Raw genomic sequence first — 15004 nt, 5'->3', positions numbered from 1 at the left:
CGCCCGGCCCCACCTCAATTGGGGCCGGGCGCGCGGTTCCAAGCATCCCAGCGAAGGAGCGAGTGTCCATGCGGTTCCTCAACATCCACCACGCCCGTGAGACGATCGGCCGACTCGTGAGCGCGGTCAACGAGCAGCCCCCGCCGGCCGTCGCGGCCCTCCCGGCCGCATACCGGAGCGTCGTCTCTGCCCTCCGCCCCCTGCCGGTCGAGGGCGAGGGCATCACGCTGTCCTTCAATGACAGCGAGTGGGGCAGCTACCTGATCGAGAACAGGACCTTCGAGAACATCTTCGAGGGCTTGGAGAGTACCCCGGCCGACCTGAGGGAGCGGTGGAAGCGCGACTTCTCCGTGGCGCTCCTGCACACCAGGGACCTCGTCCCCGACCTGGGGGCGCTCGTGGACCTGGTGGTCACCGACGTCGTGATGTTCAGCTCGACCAACAAGGGCGGCGGCACCGGTTCAACGCTTCCAGGCCTGGTGAGCATGAGCCCTGGTGACGAGTGGCGGCCCCACGACTACGCCGAGTCCCTGGTGCACGAGACCGTGCACCTGAACGTCTTCCTGGCGGACATGGTGTACCGCCTCTACACGAGGCCGGCCAAGGACTTGGAGGCCGACGAGTTCCGGGTCGTGTCCGCGGTGAAGTTCGGACAGATGCGCCCGCTCGACAAGGCGTTCCACAGTGCGGTGGTGGCCCCGCCTCTCATGCTCATGCAGCACCTGAGGGGCGAGACGGAGTTGGTGGACAAGTTCCGCCACTCGATCCGCGAGTGCACGGACGGCCTGCTCGACAAGCTGGACCTGTTCACGCCGTATGGTCAGGGGATGGTGCGCGAACTCGCGGCCTTCGCCGAGACGATCGACTTCGACCTCGTTACCCGGTCGATCTCGGGCCAGGAGTTCGCACACTACGAGCTGCCTGTCGCCGCTTAGGGCTCAAACAGGATGCCGGCCTCCCTGGCCAGGCTCAGGGCCAGCTCCATGGATCCTGGGCCTCGCACAGTGGCGCCCTTGAGGTGCGAGGCGCCTCCGACGTCAACCAGCGTGCAATTGTCGAAGCTGACACCGGGCTGAACGGCGACGTTGGCGAACTGGGCTCCGGTGAGGTCACACTTCTCGAACCGCACATCGCGGAGTTCGGCAAACTGAAAATCAGCCTGGGAGAGATTGCACTCCCTGAAGACCACCATTTTGAACTTCGCGTAGCGGAACAGCGTGCTGTCTGTCCGAGTGCCCTCGATGAGGACGTCACGGAAGCTGCCGTTGCTCCAGGACGACCCGGTGAGCCGACATCCGGTCACCGTGCTTCGAAGGATGGACACGTCCTGTGTCCGGACTGTGGCGAAGTCGCAGGTCTCGAAGGTGATGTGGGCGAGCACCGACCGGACCAGGTGCATCCCAGTGAATCGGACGTTCTCAAAGGCGCATTGCTCGACTTCGACCGCTTCACCCGATCGGCCAACGAGGCTCAGTCCGCTGTATCGCCGACCTTTGATTGTGGCGTCGTCCTCAAAGTCATGGTCGGGCAATTCGGCAGGTCGCAACGCGACCTGAAACCGCGGGGTCAGGGGATTCTTTGGGCGAGGCATGGCCTGAGTCATGGAGGGCACCTCACAGGAGTCGCTAAGACGGAGGAAGCGAACGCTAACACTCAACTGACTTACAGAGAAAGGCAGTTGAAACTACAGGGATGTTGAAGTCCTGTAGCTATTTTGGGCTGCCGAAAACCCCCGAGATCCCCGCCCCGCCAGGGGAAGGCGCGGGGCGGGTAGCACCACCCAACGGGCGACCGCCCATTGGGCTCAACCAGTACGGAGGTACTGCGACGACGGCGCGTACACGCTGTGGCTCTACAGCCGGGACACCCGGTCTTGGGCGTCCGCCGACTACGAGCGGGGCCGCACGGAGTATGAGGTGTACCAGTCCGGACCCCGGAACCTCTGGGGCGAGGTGGAGGCCGCCTGGCGCTGGTGGGACGATCGGGGCCGCCCCGGCTTCGACCGGTTCGGCCTCACGGTCACCACGGATACCCACACCGTGTGGCTCGATTCCCCGGAGAACCCGGTGCCGCTCCGAGGCTGACCGGAGGCTGCGCGAAGCCAACTGTCAGTGCCGAACTGGGGTTCACCACGGAGGAGTTGGGGGCGTCCGGCATCGACCCGGCTCGCTTCGCCACTACCGACTGACGCACACCACGCAGGCGGGCCCGGCTCCCGACGAAACTGGGAACGGGGTCCGCTCCTGACCAGGGTAAGGCGCTCATGGATCACTGGAGCTGGCCTGGACTGCACTGGCATTGCTACACCTGGGCGGGCAACAAGCGGCCCCCACCGTGCCCACTGCGGCAACCCTGAACACAGACAGAGCAGCCCGGTTGCCTGGCGCAGGAAGTCGGCCGGGCCGACTTCCTGCGCGTTCAGGTGCTTTCTATGCGTTCAACGAGCGCTTGAGGAAGGACAGTTCGTGGTGGAGCAGGTTCTCCACCGTCGCCTCGTCGGTGGGCCGGTGGCCGGCGCCGCGCAGGGGGAGGACCTCGTGGGGGCGGCCGGCGGCGAGGAGGGCGGCGGAGAGCCGCAGGGTGTGGACGGGGTAGACGTTGTCGTCGGCGAGGCCCTGGATGAGCAGCAGCGGGCGGCTCAGCTTCGGGGCCTCGGCGATCAGGTCGCAGGAGTCGTAGTGCTCGGGGTGTTCGTCGGGGTGGCCGAGGAAGCGCTCCTGCCAGTGGGTGTCGTAGAGCCGGTGGTCGGTGGGTGCGGCCCCGGCCGAGGCGGCGTGGAAGACGTCCGGGCGCCGTAGCACCGCGAGGGCGGCGAGGAAGCCGCCGTAGGACCAGCCGCGGATGCCGACCCTGTCCAGGTCGAGCAGGCCGGGCCGCAGCCGGGCTATCTCGTGCAGCCCCTCGATCTGGTCCTCCAGGGCGGGCCCGGCCTTGTCGCCGTGGATCGCCTTGTCCCACCGGGGTCCGCGCCCCGGGGTGCCGCGGCCGTCCACCACCAGTACTGCGAAGCCCTGGTCGGCGAACCACTGCGAGACCTGGCTCCACCACAGGCCGCCGGTGGTGGCCTTCTGCGTCGCGGGCCCGCCGTACGGGTCGAGTAGCACGGGCAGCGGGCCGTTGCCGGGCTGGTGGCCGGTGGGCAGGAAGAGGGCGGCGCGCAGCTCGTGCGGGCCGAGGCGGAGGAACTCGGGCCGGGCGGCGAGCAGGGGCGGCTCGACGTGCGAGGTGAGAGGGAGCGCCGGGGCGCCGTCGCGCAGCACGGTGGTGCGGCCGCCGGGGTGGTCCGGGGTCCGGGTGGTGAGTACGAGCGCGCCGCCGCGCCGTACGCCGGTGTGCAGGCCGGGGCCGTCGCTCAGCCGACGGATGCCGCCGTCCGGCTCGTACGTCCACAGGTGGGTCTCGGTCGGCTCCTCGGAGGCGGTGAAGAGCACCTGCTCGCCCTCCGTCCCGAGCACCGCGCGCAGCTGCAGCCCGGCCGGGGTGACGGGCTTGCCGTCGACGGTCAGGTGCCGGGTGTCGCCGACATCGGTGGAGTCGACCAGCGCGCCGCCCGCCGTACGGACCGGCAGGCCGGGGAGGAGCTCGACCCAGTGCTCGTCGCGCTGCTCGGCGAGCACCCGGGTGGCGCCGTCCGGCGCGACGGCCAGGGTGCGGACGGTGCGCTGGTCGCGGCTCTGCACGGCGGCGTACGGGCCGTGGCCGTCCCAGCCGGCGGCGGTGAGGTACTCGAAGGCGGTGCGGTCCCAGCGGACCTCGGTGCGGCTGCCGTCGAGGCCGAGGAGCCACAGCGTGACCTCGGCGTTGGTGGTGCCGGCGAGCGGGTAGCGGATGGCGCGCGGCGGGCGCCGGGGGTCGGTGGGGTCGGCCAGGAACCAGCGGGTGACCTCGCGCTCGTCGACCCGGGTGACGAGGAGCGCGGTGCCGTCGGGGGACCACCAGTGGCCGCGGTCGCGGTACATCTCCTCGGCGGCGACGTACTCGGCGAGGCCGTAGGCGACGTCCTCGGCCTCGGGTTCGGCGAGCGGGCGGTCGTCCTCGCCGTCGACGCCGACCACCCGCAGGGCGCCGCCGCTGATGTAGGCGATCCGGCGACCGGTCGGGTCCAGTCGGGGGTCCTCGGCGTCGCCGGTGGCCGGGACGGCGCGGACGGTGCCCCGGGAGGCCAGCCACAGCGCGCCGTCCAGGGTGAAGACTGCGAGAGAGCCGGAGGTGTCGTACGCGGTGATACCGCTGGTCGAGCCCAGGGCGGCCGGGTCGGCGATCAGCCGCTCCTCACCGCTCGCGGTGTCCAGCGCCCACAGGCAGTCGAGCGGGTCGGTGCCGCCCCGGCTGCGCAGGAACAGCACGGTGGCGCCGTCGACGGAGACGGTCGGCCGTGTGGGGGCGCCCAGGGTGAACCGCCGGGTGCGGGCCAGCTGGTGCGGCAGGGAGTCGGTCGTCATGCCCGGCACCGTAGGCACGAAACGGCCGGGGCCGCCGCGGATCTCAGGAATCCGCGGCGGCCCCGGAGCGGGCGGGGACGGGCGTCAGTGCACGTCGCCCATGAGCGTGACGACCCGCTTGCGGTACATCGCCAGCGCGACGCCCGCGACGATCGCCATGCCGCCCTGGACCGCGAAGTACCAGGTGCTGCCGACCACGGAGTCTCCCAGCACCAGCTGGAAGATCGCGGCCACGCAGTCGCCGGCGGTGACGGCGAGGAACCAGACGCCGACCATCTGGCTGGCGTACTTGGCGGGCGCCAGCTTGGTGGTGACGGACAGGCCGACGGGGGAGAGCGCGAGTTCGCCGACGGTCTGGATCAGGTAGACCATGGCCAGCCACAGCGGGGTGACCTTGGTGTCGCCGGAGGCGGCGGCCATGGCCAGCATCATGACCATGAAGGAGGCGCCGATCATCAGCAGACCGAAGGCGAACTTCATGGTGGTGCTGGGGTTCTTGCCCCGGCGGGCCAGCGCGACCCAGAGCCAGGCGAAGACCGGGGCCAGCGCCATGATGTACAGCGGGTTGAGCGACTGGAACCAGCTGGACGGGAAGCCGACCCCGAACAGCGTCGAGGCGGTGTGCTCGCTGGCGAAGACGTTCAGCGTCGAGCCGGACTGGTCGTAGATCATCCAGAACACGGCGGCGGCCACGAAGAACCAGATGTAGCCGCTCATCTTGGACTTCTCGTCCGCGGTGAGGTCCTTGTCGCGCTTCACCTTGGAGAAGACGAAGACCGGGATCGCCAGGCCGGCGATGGACAGCGGCCAGACCGCCCAGTTGATCGTGAAGTGGCCGGTGGCGACGACGATCGCGTAGAAGACGACCGCGGCGGCGAACCAGATGCCGGCCTTGGTGAAGATCTTCCGCTTCTCCTCGGCGCCGATCGGCGAGGTGACGAGGTTGCTCTTCGGGCTCAGGTGGCGGGTGCCGAGCAGGAACTGGGTCAGGCCGAGGGCCATGCCGATGCCGGCCAGGGCGAAGCCCAGGTGCCAGTCGACCTTCTGTCCGACGGTGCCGACCACCAGCGGGGCGAAGAACGCTCCGAGGTTCACGCCCATGTAGAAGATCGTGAACCCGCCGTCACGGCGCGGGTCGTTCGGGCCGTCGTACAGGTGGCCGACCATCGTGGAGATGTTGGCCTTGAGCAGGCCCGAACCGATCGCGATGCAGACAAGGCCGAAGAAGAACGACGCCGTGACCGGGAGGGCCAGCAGGAAGTGGCCGATCATGATGATCGTGCCACCGAGCGCGACGGTCTTGCGGGCGCCGAGGAAGCGGTCGGCGATCCAGCCGCCCGGGAGGGCCAGCAGGTAGACCATGGCCGTGTAGACGCTGTACACGGCTCCGGCCGTCGCCAGCTTCATGCCGAGGCCGCCGTCCGTCGTGGCGGCGGTCATGTAGAGCACCAGCAGGGCACGCATGCCGTAGTAGCTGAAGCGCTCCCACATCTCGCTCAGGAAGAGAGTGGCGAGTCCCCGGGGGTGCCCGAAGAAGGTCTTGCCACTGGGAGAGGCCGACGTTGCGCCGGCGTCCAGGGTCGTAGACGCCATGAGTAGTGGTTCCTTGCCTGACAGCGTCCGCCTAGGGGGGTGGCGGCGGACGTGGACCAGAACCACTCTACGTGGCGATATTTGGCCTTATCAGATGACAAAGGCCACGAATCAGGTATGGGAATGGCAAAGTGGCCGAAAGATCTGCCCGATTGATCCATGGTAGACGGGCGTGTCTTCCTTCGGTTTCAAGATCCAAACGGGGGATTCTTCGCTGAACTGACGATCGGCAACGCTCTGTTGACCTCCGGTGGACCCTTGTATAACGATCACGCTCTGTGAACTACCTCACAAGGCGTACGGGCATACCCTGGCGGACTACCATCACCACATGACCTGTGTGCTGCTCGCCGAGGATGACCCGGCGATCTCCGAACCGCTCGCCCGGGCCCTGCGACGCGAGGGCTATGAGGTGCTCGTCCGCGAGGACGGTCCGACCGCACTGGCCGCCGGCCTCACCGAGGAGGTCGACCTCGTCGTCCTCGACCTCGGCCTTCCCGAGATGGACGGCCTGGAGGTCTGCCGTCGCCTGCGTGCCGACGGCAAGAGCTGCCCCGTCCTGGTGCTCACCGCCCGCGCGGACGAGGTGGACACCGTGGTCGGCCTGGACGCCGGTGCCGACGACTACGTGACCAAGCCCTTCCGCCTGGCCGAACTGCTCGCCCGCGTCCGGGCCCTGCTCCGGCGCGGCAACGTCGACCAGCTCACCACCGGCGCGCACGGGGTGAAGATCGACATCGAGTCCCACCGCGCCTGGCTCGGCGAGGAGGAGCTCACCCTCTCCGCCAAGGAGTTCGAGCTGCTGCGCGTCCTGGTCCGGGACGCCGGCCGGGTGGTCACCCGCGAGGAGATCATGCGGCAGGTCTGGGACACCACGTGGTGGACCTCGACCAAGACCCTGGACATGCACATCTCCTGGCTCCGCAAGAAGCTCGGCGACGACGCGGCGAACCCCCGCTACATCGCCACCGTGCGCGGAGTGGGGTTCCGGTTCGAGAAGAATTAGCCCCGTACGGAGAACGCGGCCGGGCACCGGCCGACGGAGCGCAACCACCTCGGGGAGCAGCAGCGTGAAACGCAGGATGATCAACTCGCTGCTGGTCGTCGTCCTGGTGGTCGTCGTGGTGTTCTGCGTCCCGCTCGCCCTGGTCGAGAAGCGCACCATCGTGAACTCGGCCCAGGACCGGGTGGACGCGGCCGCCGTCCGGGTGCTCGCCCTGGTGGAGAGCCGGCTCGGCGCGGGCGAGTCGGTCAACACCGGGCGCGTCTTCGAGAGCCAGGTCACCGAGGGCAGCTACGTCGAGGTGCAGATCCCCGGCCAGCAGGTGGTCTCGGCCGGCGACCGGCCGGCCGGGAACCACCTGCTGAAGGCCGTCGAACGCGGCAACAGCGGCGAGATCGTCACCGTCGAGCAGTCCCGCGAGGACGTCGACCACGAGATCGCCAACAACCTGCTGCTGCTCGGCGTGGTCGCCCTGCTGGCCGTCCAGGCCGCCGTGGCGCTCGCCGTCTGGCAGGCCAAGCGGCTCGCCCGGCCGCTCACCGACCTCGCCGAGACCGCCGAACGGCTCGGCTCCGGCGACCCCCGCCCGCGCGACCGCCGGTACGGGGTGCCCGAGCTGGACCGGATCGCCGAGGTGCTGGACACCAGCGCCGAGCGGATCGCCCGGATGCTCACCGCCGAACGCCGGCTCGCCGCCGACGCCTCGCACCAGCTGCGCACCCCGCTGACCGCGCTCTCCATGCGGCTGGAGGAGATCACCGCCCTCGCCGAGGACCCGGAGACGGTCAAGGAGGAGGCGACCATCGCCCTCCAGCAGGTCGAGCGGCTCACCGACGTCGTCCAGCGGCTGCTCACCACCCAGCGCGACCCGCGCAGCCCCACCGCCGTCGCCTTCGACCTGGACGACGTGATCAAGCAGCAGGTGGAGGAGTGGGGCCCGACGCTGCGCGAGCAGGGCCGGGTGCTGTCCCTGGAGGGCCTGCACGGGGTCACCGTGGTGGGCACCCCGGGGACGGTCGCCCAGGTGCTGGCCACCCTGATCGAGAACTCGCTGATGCACGGCGCCGGGACGATCACCCTGCGGGTGCGGCCCTCCGGCACCTCGGTCGTGGTCGAGGTGCAGGACCAGGGCGCAGGGGTGCCCGCGGACCTCGGCAACCGGGTGTTCGAGCGTGCGGTCAGCGGCCGCAACTCCACCGGCATCGGCCTGGCCGTGGCCCGCGACCTCGCGGAGGCGGACGGCGGACGGCTGGAGCTGCTGTCGCTGAAGCCGGCGGTGTTCGCGCTCTTCCTCGGGCGCAGCCACGGGGACACCGTGCGCTGAGGCCCCGGGCCTGCGGAGCCGGGCCCGGGCGGGGCCTACTCGGCCGGGGCGTAGCGGATCTGCTCGGCGGCCAGCAGCAGCTCGGCCTGGGCCGCCAGGTCCCGGCCGCTGGTGCCGTTCGCGTCCTGCGCGGGGGCCTGCTCGGGCACGGCCTTGAAGACCCAGGTGCGGTACGAGATGAAGCGGAACACGGTGGCGACGGCGAGGCCGATCACCTTGGCGCCCAGCTGCTCGTAGTGCGAGTCCAGGCCGAGCACGTACACCGAGAAGCCGAGCACGCCCGTCTCGATCAGCATGCCGATGCCGCTGTACACCAGGAACAGCGTGATCTCCCGCTTGCGCGAGGCGGCGTCGCGGTCCCGGTACAGCCAGTAGCGGTAGCCGAGGTAGTTGGTGGCGATCGCGATCACGGTTGCCACGATGTTCGAGCGCAGTGACGCCAGGCCCAGGCCGTTGATGCAGACCCAGAACACGGCGAAGTTGATCACCACGCCGCTCAGGCCAACGATGCCGAACTTCACGACTTCGCCCGAGAGCCCACGCATCTTCTGCACGAGCGAGGGGTTCGAAGCTGCGGTCGTCGCCATACCGGGCTGCCTCCATGTGTACGCGGGTCGAAAGGGTGGATCGCTGGGAGGCGACCACCCCTTGAGCCCTGCGTGCACGCACATGATCCGACCGCGTGGACGAGGACCTAGCCGTCCAGGCTACCCGCTTCCACCGAACGGCTCAGCCCTCAGGGCCCCAGGTTGACATCTACGCGCGTCCGCTCCGGAGGCCCCACCGGCGCCTCCACCACCCCCGACCGGCCCGGATATCCTGGGCCGCGTGACTTCCCCGGGCAATGTGAATTTTCCAGTGGTGGGCATGATCGGCGGCGGGCAGTTGGCCCGCATGGCACACCAGGCGGGCATCCCGCTCGGGGTCAGGTTCAAGCTCCTCGCCGACACGCCTCAGGACTCCGCCGCACAGGTGGTCTCCGACGTCGTCCTCGGCGACTACCGCGACCTCGACACCCTGCGCCGCTTCGCGGCCGGCTGCGACGTCATCACCTTCGACCACGAGCACGTCCCCACCGAGCACCTCCGGGCGCTGGAGGCCGACGGCATCGCCGTCCGCCCCGGCCCGGACGCCCTGGTCAACGCCCAGGACAAGGGTGTGATGCGGGCCACGCTCGACTCCATCGGCGTGCCCTGCCCCCGGCACCGGATCGTCGCCGACCCGGCCGACGTCACCGCCTTCGCCAACGAGGGCTCCGGCTACCCGGTCGTGCTGAAGACCGTCCGCGGCGGCTACGACGGCAAGGGCGTCTGGGTCGTCGACGACGAGCAGGACGCGCAGGCCCCGTTCCTGGCCGGCGTCCCGGTGCTGGCCGAGGAGAAGGTCGACTTCGTCCGCGAGCTGGCCGCCAACGTGGTCCGCTCGCCCAGCGGCCAGGCCGTCGCCTACCCGGTCGTCGAGAGCATCCAGGAGAACGGCGTCTGCGCCGAGGTGACCGCCCCCGCGCCGGACCTCGACCCGGTCCTGTCCGACGAGGCCCAGCAGCTCGCCCTGCGGATCGCCGGCGAACTCGGCATGGTCGGCCACCTGGCCGTCGAGCTGTTCCAGACCCGGGACGGCCGCATCCTCGTCAACGAGCTCGCCATGCGCCCGCACAACTCCGGGCACTGGAGCCAGGACGGCGCGGTGACCTCGCAGTTCGAGAACCACCTGCGGGCCGTCCTCGACCTCCCGCTCGGCGACCCCCGGCCGCGCGCCAGGTGGACCGTCATGGTCAACGTCCTCGGCGGCGACTACCCGGACATGTACCACGCCTTCCTGCACTGCATGGCCCGCGACCCCGGGCTGCGGATCCACATGTACGGGAAGGACGTGAAGCCCGGCCGCAAGGTCGGCCACGTCAACGTCTTCGGGGACGACCTCGACGACGTCCGCGAGCGCGCCCGCCACGCGGCCGCCTACCTGCGAGGAACGATCACCGAATGAGCCCCGCTTCGAAGACCCCTGTCGTCGGCATCGTGATGGGCTCGGACTCCGACTGGCCCGTCATGGAGGCCGCCGCCCAGGCGCTGGACGAGTTCGAGATCCCCTACGAGGTGGACGTCGTCTCGGCCCACCGGATGCCGCGCGAGATGGTCGCGTACGGCGAGAACGCCCACCAGCGCGGTCTGAAGGCGATCATCGCGGGCGCCGGCGGCGCCGCCCACCTGCCCGGCATGCTGGCCTCCGTCACCCCGCTGCCCGTCATCGGCGTGCCGGTGCCGCTGCGCTACCTGGACGGCATGGACAGCCTGCTGTCGATCGTCCAGATGCCGGCCGGCGTGCCGGTGGCGACCGTCTCCGTGGCCGGCGCGCGCAACGCGGGCCTGCTCGCGGTGCGGATGCTCGCCGCGTTCGACGCCGAACTCACCGAGAAGATGACCGACTTCCAGGCCGAGCTGAACAACCAGGCCACCGAGAAGGGCCAGAAGCTCCGGGCCAAGGTGGCCGGCTCCACCTCCTTCGGCTTCGGCAAGTAGCCCGGCGGCGGGGGTGGGGTAGAACAGCCCGTATGACTTCTCAGACGGACTCCCTCACCCCGCTCGACCGCGCCCGTGCCCTGCTGCGCACCGCCCCCGTGGTGGACGGCCACAACGACCTCCCCTGGGCGATGCGCGAGCAGGCCGGGTACGACCTCGGCGCGCTCGACCTCGCCGCCGACCAGAGCGGGCACCTGCACACCGACCTCGCCCGCCTCGCGGAGGGCGGGGTCGGCGCGCAGTTCTGGTCCGTCTACGTGCCCGCCTCGCTGGCCGGCGACCACGCGGTGAGCGCCACCCTGGAGCAGATCGACTTCGTCCACGCCCTGGTCGAGCGCTACCCCGACCGGCTGCGGCTCGCCCGCACCGCCGCCGACATGGAGGCCGCCCGCGCCGAGGGCCGGATCGCCTCACTGATGGGCGCCGAGGGCGGCCACTCCATCGACTGCTCGCTGGCCACCCTGCGCGCCCTGTACGAGCTCGGCGTGCGCTACATGACGCTCACCCACAACGACAACGTGCCGTGGGCCGACTCCGCGACCGACAAGCCGGTGGCCGGCGGGCTGACCCGGTTCGGCGAGGAGGTCGTCCGGGAGATGAACCGGCTCGGCATGCTGGTCGACCTCTCACACGTCTCCGCCGACACCATGCGCGACGCCCTGCGGGTCACCGAGGCGCCCGTCGTCTTCTCGCACTCCTCCGCGCGCGCGGTCTGCGACCACCCGCGCAACATCCCGGACGACGTGCTCGCCCAACTGCCCGCCAACGGCGGGGTGGCGATGGCGACCTTCGTCCCCAAGTTCATCCTGCCCGCGGCCATCGAGTGGACCCTGGCCGCCGACGAGAACATGCGCGCCCACGGCTTCCACCCGCTGGACACCACCCCGCCGGCCATGGAGCGCCAGCGCGCCTTCGAGGCCGCCAACCCGCGCCCGATCGCCACCCCGGCGACCGTCGCCGACCACCTCGACCACATGCGGGAGGTCGCCGGGATCGACCACATCGGCATCGGCGGCGACTTCGACGGCACCGCCTTCCTGCCGGACGGCCTCGACTCGGTGGCCGGCTACCCCAACCTGGTCGCCGAACTCCTCGGCCGCCACTGGTCGGAGGCCGACCTCGCCAAGCTCACCTGGCACAACGCCGTCCGCGTCCTGCGCGACGCGGAGTCGGTCTCCGCCGAGTTGCGGACCACCCGCCGGCCGTCCATCGCGACCATCGCCCGGCTGGACGGCGCGGACGCCTAGGCCCTGTCCGGCCTAACCGAGCCGCGGGATCTCGATGGCCGGGCACCTGTCCATGACCATCGAGAGGCCGGCGGCCCGGGTGCGTTCGTACGCGGCCTCGTCCACCACCCCGAGCTGGAACCAGACCGCCTTCGCCCCGACGGCCACCGCCTGGTCGGCCACCTCCCCGGCCAGCGCGCTGTTCACGAACACGTCCACCACGTCGACCGGGAACGGGATCTCGGCGAGCGAGGCGTAGCCCTGCTCGCCGAGGACCGTCTCGGCCTTCGGATGCACGGGCACGATCCGCTTGCCGTACCGCTGGAGGACCTGCGCCACCCGGTGGGCGGCCCGGGCGGTGTTGTTGGACAGGCCGACCACCGCCCAGGTGTCGCCCGTGCCGGTGAGGATCGCGCGGACCGTCGCCTCGTCGCCGTAGCTCGTCATGCCGGTGCCAACACCGGGCGGGGGCGCGGGATTCCGTGACGGGGCCTGCTCAGATGTCGAAGGCCCGGAGCTCCACCAGGGCCGTCCCGTCGGCCTCGTAGCTGGCCCTCAGCTGGAGATCCGAGGCCTGCCCGTGCGGGTGGGGGTCGTTCGGCTCGTTGCTGAACCTCAGCCCGATGGCGCTGCCGGTGTCCTGCCGCACCCGGGGGAAGGCAGCCACCAGCCGGGCCGCCAGGTCCTCCTGGGGCATCCGGAACTCGGCGGTGTAGCCCGCTTCCTGCAAGGAGCCGTCGTCGGTGCACTTCGCCCCGGTGGCCTGCGCGGGCATCGAGCCGCCGGCGAAGGCCATCACCTTCGAGCAGCCGACCGGGATCGGGCCCCCGTCCCAGCTGTACACCGCCCACCCGACGTAGGCCACCGGCGTGATGACGGCGGCCGCCGCCGTGGTGCCGATCAGCCACCTGTACCGCCTGCGCATGAAGAACCCCCCGGTCGTGCCGGAACCGCCGTGCACGAGGATCTTCGCATACGGCTTGAACGCGTTCAAAGGCGTTCGGGGGGTTCCAGGGTCAGCTGGGGCGGCCCAGGGCGCGGTAGGTCCAGCCGGCGGCGCGCCAGGCGGCGGCGTCGAGGACGTTGCGGCCGTCGAGGAGGCGGCGTTCGGCGACCACGGCGCCGAGTTCGGCGGGGTCGAGCTCGCGGAACTCGGCCCACTCGGTGAGGTGGAGGACGACGTGGGCGCCCTCGGCGGCCTCCAGGGCGGAGCCGGCGTAGGTCAGGGAGGGGAACATCTTGCGGGCGTTGTCCACGGCCTTCGGGTCGTAGACGGTGACCTGGGCGCCCTGGAGCTGGATCTGGGCGGCCACGTTGAGGGCGGGGGAGTCCCGGATGTCGTCCGAGTTGGGCTTGAAGGCGGCGCCGAGGACGGCGACCCGTCGGCCCAGGAAGCCGCCGCCGCACTGCTCGCGGGCCAACTCGACCATCCGGGAGCGGCGCCGCATGTTGATCGAGTCGACCTCGCGCAGGAAGGTCAGCGCCTGGTCGGCGCCGAGTTCGCCGGCCCGGGCCATGAACGCGCGGATGTCCTTGGGCAGGCAGCCGCCGCCGAAGCCGAGGCCGGAGTTGAGGAACTTGCCGCCGATCCGCTCGTCGTAGGCGAGCGCGGTGGACAGCTGGGTGACGTCCGCGCCGGCCGCCTCGCAGACCTCGGCCATCGCGTTGATGAAGGAGATCTTGGTGGCCAGGAAGGAGTTGGCGGCGGCCTTGACCAGTTCGGCGGTCGCGTAGTCGGTGACCATGAACGGCACCCCGGCCGCGATCGGCTCCGCGTACACCTCGCGCAGCAGCCGCTCGGCCCGCTCGCTCTGGGTGCCGACCACGATCCGGTCCGGCCGCAGGGTGTCCTGGACGGCGAAGCCCTCGCGCAGGAACTCCGGGTTCCAGGCGAGTTCGGCGTCCTGGCCGACCGGCGCCAGCGCGGCCAGCCGCTCGGCCAGCCGGGCCGCCGAGCCGACCGGGACGGTGGACTTGCCGACCACCAGGGCCGGGCGGGTCAGGTGCGGAGCGAGGTCGTCGATCGCGGCGTCCACGTAGGACATGTCGGCGGCGAACTCGCCCTTGCGCTGCGGGGTGTTGACGCAGATGAAGTGCACGTCGCCGAACTCCGCGGCCTCCTTGGCCGAGGTGGTGAAGCGCAGCCGCCCGGTCGAACCCTCGTGCCCGACCACGTGCTTGAGCAGCAGCTCGGACAATCCCGGTTCGTACATCGGGACGCGCCCCGCGGTGAGCGTGGCGATCTTGTCCGGGTCGATGTCCAGTCCCAGCACCTCGAAGCCGAACTCGGCCATCGCGGCGGCGTGCGTGGCGCCGAGGTAGCCGGTGCCGATCACGGAGATGCGGAGGGTCACGGATTCCCCTTAGTGCGGGCTTGACCAGTACGGGTGTCCCCGATGCTATCCGCACGGTCCGGATCGGCACTGATCGCCCGCATGCGGCGGGCGCTAGGCAGCCGCAGGTCGGAGCCCTAGGATCTCTACTGAACGGTAGTTAACCCCGGATTCGACTTCCATCAGACTTCCACCGGACTTCGGTCACTGGACGACGAGGCAGGCATCATGGCGGGCAGCGCAGGGGCGGCTGACTTCGATCTCTTCCGTATCTCCGAGGAGCACGAGATGCTCCGTGAGGCGGTGCGTTCGCTGGCCGAGGCGAAGATCGCTCCGTTCGCGGCGGAGGTGGATGAGCAGGGGCGGTTCCCGCAGGAGGCGTTGGACGCGCTGACGGGTAACGATCTGCATGCGGTGCACGTGCCGGAGGTGTACGGCGGTGCGGGGGCGGACGCGCTGGCGACGGTGATCGTGATCGAGGAGGTCGCGCGGGTGTGCGGTTCGTCCTCGTTGATCCCGGCGGTGAACAAGCTGGGTTCGCTGCCGGTGCAGTTGGCGGGTTCG

General features: G+C 70.5%; 13 protein-coding genes and 1 pseudogene. 7 read left to right on the top strand and 7 right to left on the bottom strand.

Annotated elements, in window-relative coordinates:
* Positions 1–68: 68 nt before the first annotated feature.
* Positions 69–935 (top strand): HEXXH motif-containing putative peptide modification protein, encoded by an 867-nt coding sequence (locus RZ50_RS15700; RefSeq protein ID WP_196948282.1) that lies wholly within the window; start codon positions 69–71, stop codon positions 933–935.
* Here the strand turns inward: RZ50_RS15700 and RZ50_RS15695 are convergent.
* From RZ50_RS15695 to RZ50_RS15685, 3 genes are all read right to left on the bottom strand, one after another.
* Entirely contained in the window at positions 932–1603 is a 672-nt protein-coding gene (locus RZ50_RS15695) for a pentapeptide repeat-containing protein (protein ID WP_196948283.1), read from the bottom strand. The genes RZ50_RS15700 and RZ50_RS15695 overlap by 4 nt on opposite strands.
* Before the next feature lie 826 nt (positions 1604–2429).
* On the bottom strand, positions 2430–4442 hold the full coding sequence (locus RZ50_RS15690) for a prolyl oligopeptidase family serine peptidase (RefSeq protein ID WP_196948284.1): 2013 nt from the start codon (positions 4440–4442) through the stop codon (positions 2430–2432).
* Positions 4443–4526: 84 nt separating this feature from the next.
* A complete protein-coding gene (locus RZ50_RS15685) occupies positions 4527–6035 on the bottom strand; it encodes a peptide MFS transporter (RefSeq protein ID WP_196948285.1) in 1509 nt (502 codons plus the stop codon).
* Positions 6036–6366: 331 nt separating this feature from the next.
* On the opposite strand from RZ50_RS15685, the gene RZ50_RS15680 reads away from it, so the two are divergent.
* Together RZ50_RS15680 and RZ50_RS15675 are read left to right on the top strand one after the other, a co-directional pair.
* Positions 6367–7041: a response regulator transcription factor gene (locus tag RZ50_RS15680; protein ID WP_030290974.1), complete on the top strand. Its 675-nt coding sequence runs from the start codon at positions 6367–6369 to the stop codon at positions 7039–7041.
* A 64-nt stretch (positions 7042–7105) separates the two neighbouring features.
* Positions 7106–8362 (top strand): ATP-binding protein, encoded by a 1257-nt coding sequence (locus RZ50_RS15675; protein ID WP_196948286.1) that lies wholly within the window; start codon positions 7106–7108, stop codon positions 8360–8362.
* A 35-nt stretch (positions 8363–8397) separates the two neighbouring features.
* Here the strand turns inward: RZ50_RS15675 and RZ50_RS15670 are convergent, their stop codons facing one another.
* A complete protein-coding gene (locus RZ50_RS15670) occupies positions 8398–8949 on the bottom strand; it encodes a GtrA family protein (RefSeq protein WP_254802507.1) in 552 nt (183 codons plus the stop codon).
* A 259-nt stretch (positions 8950–9208) separates the two neighbouring features.
* Here RZ50_RS15670 and RZ50_RS15665 point away from each other — a divergent pair, with 259 nt between their 5' ends.
* From RZ50_RS15665 to RZ50_RS15655, 3 genes are read left to right on the top strand one after another with little or no spacing between them, the layout of a single operon-like run.
* Positions 9209–10348 carry a 5-(carboxyamino)imidazole ribonucleotide synthase gene (locus RZ50_RS15665; RefSeq protein ID WP_196948287.1) on the top strand — a complete coding sequence of 380 codons (1140 nt, stop codon included), beginning with the start codon at positions 9209–9211 and terminating at the stop codon, positions 10346–10348.
* Positions 10345–10881, top strand: coding sequence for a 5-(carboxyamino)imidazole ribonucleotide mutase (purE, locus tag RZ50_RS15660; RefSeq protein ID WP_196948288.1), 537 nt, complete (start codon positions 10345–10347; stop codon positions 10879–10881). The genes RZ50_RS15665 and purE overlap by 4 nt, the downstream gene beginning before the upstream one ends.
* Positions 10882–10913: 32 nt before the next feature.
* Positions 10914–12128, top strand: coding sequence for a dipeptidase (locus RZ50_RS15655; protein WP_196948289.1), 1215 nt, complete (start codon positions 10914–10916; stop codon positions 12126–12128).
* Between the two features lie 12 nt (positions 12129–12140).
* On the opposite strand, the gene RZ50_RS15650 is transcribed toward RZ50_RS15655, so the two are convergent.
* The 3 genes from RZ50_RS15650 to RZ50_RS15640 form a co-directional block, all read right to left on the bottom strand.
* On the bottom strand, positions 12141–12554 hold the full coding sequence (locus RZ50_RS15650) for a CoA-binding protein (protein ID WP_196948290.1): 414 nt from the start codon (positions 12552–12554) through the stop codon (positions 12141–12143).
* A 49-nt stretch (positions 12555–12603) separates the two neighbouring features.
* Complete coding sequence (locus tag RZ50_RS15645) at positions 12604–13032, bottom strand: hypothetical protein (RefSeq protein ID WP_196948291.1); 429 nt, start codon at positions 13030–13032, stop codon at positions 12604–12606.
* A gap of 91 nt (positions 13033–13123) precedes the next feature.
* Entirely contained in the window at positions 13124–14461 is a 1338-nt protein-coding gene (locus RZ50_RS15640) for a UDP-glucose/GDP-mannose dehydrogenase family protein (RefSeq protein WP_196948292.1), read from the bottom strand.
* Positions 14462–14668: 207 nt separating this feature from the next.
* Between RZ50_RS15640 and RZ50_RS29210 the strand changes: the two are divergent.
* Positions 14669–15004, top strand: a pseudogene (locus RZ50_RS29210) (acyl-CoA dehydrogenase family protein); the annotation flags it as partial.

It is taken from the genome of Kitasatospora sp. SUK 42, assembly GCF_015776785.2.
Classification (GTDB): Bacteria; Actinomycetota; Actinomycetes; order Streptomycetales; family Streptomycetaceae; genus Kitasatospora.
The sequence above is the reverse complement of the archived record's forward strand: the minus strand, read 5'-3'. Positions and strand labels throughout refer to the sequence as shown.

Bases quoted from the DNA above. Each gene is read 5' to 3' on its own strand.
- RZ50_RS15645 (WP_196948291.1), bottom strand. From the start codon at position 13,032: ATGCGCAGGCGGTACAGGTGGCTGATCGGCACCACGGCGGCGGCCGCC.
- RZ50_RS15655 (WP_196948289.1), top strand. From the start codon at position 10,914: ATGACTTCTCAGACGGACTCCCTCACCCCGCTCGACCGCGCCCGTGCC.
- RZ50_RS15685 (WP_196948285.1), bottom strand. From the start codon at position 6,035: ATGGCGTCTACGACCCTGGACGCCGGCGCAACGTCGGCCTCTCCCAGT.
- purE (WP_196948288.1), top strand. From the start codon at position 10,345: ATGAGCCCCGCTTCGAAGACCCCTGTCGTCGGCATCGTGATGGGCTCG.
- RZ50_RS15680 (WP_030290974.1), top strand. From the start codon at position 6,367: ATGACCTGTGTGCTGCTCGCCGAGGATGACCCGGCGATCTCCGAACCG.
- RZ50_RS15650 (WP_196948290.1), bottom strand. From the start codon at position 12,554: ATGACGAGCTACGGCGACGAGGCGACGGTCCGCGCGATCCTCACCGGC.
- RZ50_RS15700 (WP_196948282.1), top strand. From the start codon at position 69: ATGCGGTTCCTCAACATCCACCACGCCCGTGAGACGATCGGCCGACTC.
- RZ50_RS15690 (WP_196948284.1), bottom strand. From the start codon at position 4,442: ATGACGACCGACTCCCTGCCGCACCAGCTGGCCCGCACCCGGCGGTTC.
- RZ50_RS15670 (WP_254802507.1), bottom strand. From the start codon at position 8,949: ATGGCGACGACCGCAGCTTCGAACCCCTCGCTCGTGCAGAAGATGCGT.
- RZ50_RS15695 (WP_196948283.1), bottom strand. From the start codon at position 1,603: ATGACTCAGGCCATGCCTCGCCCAAAGAATCCCCTGACCCCGCGGTTT.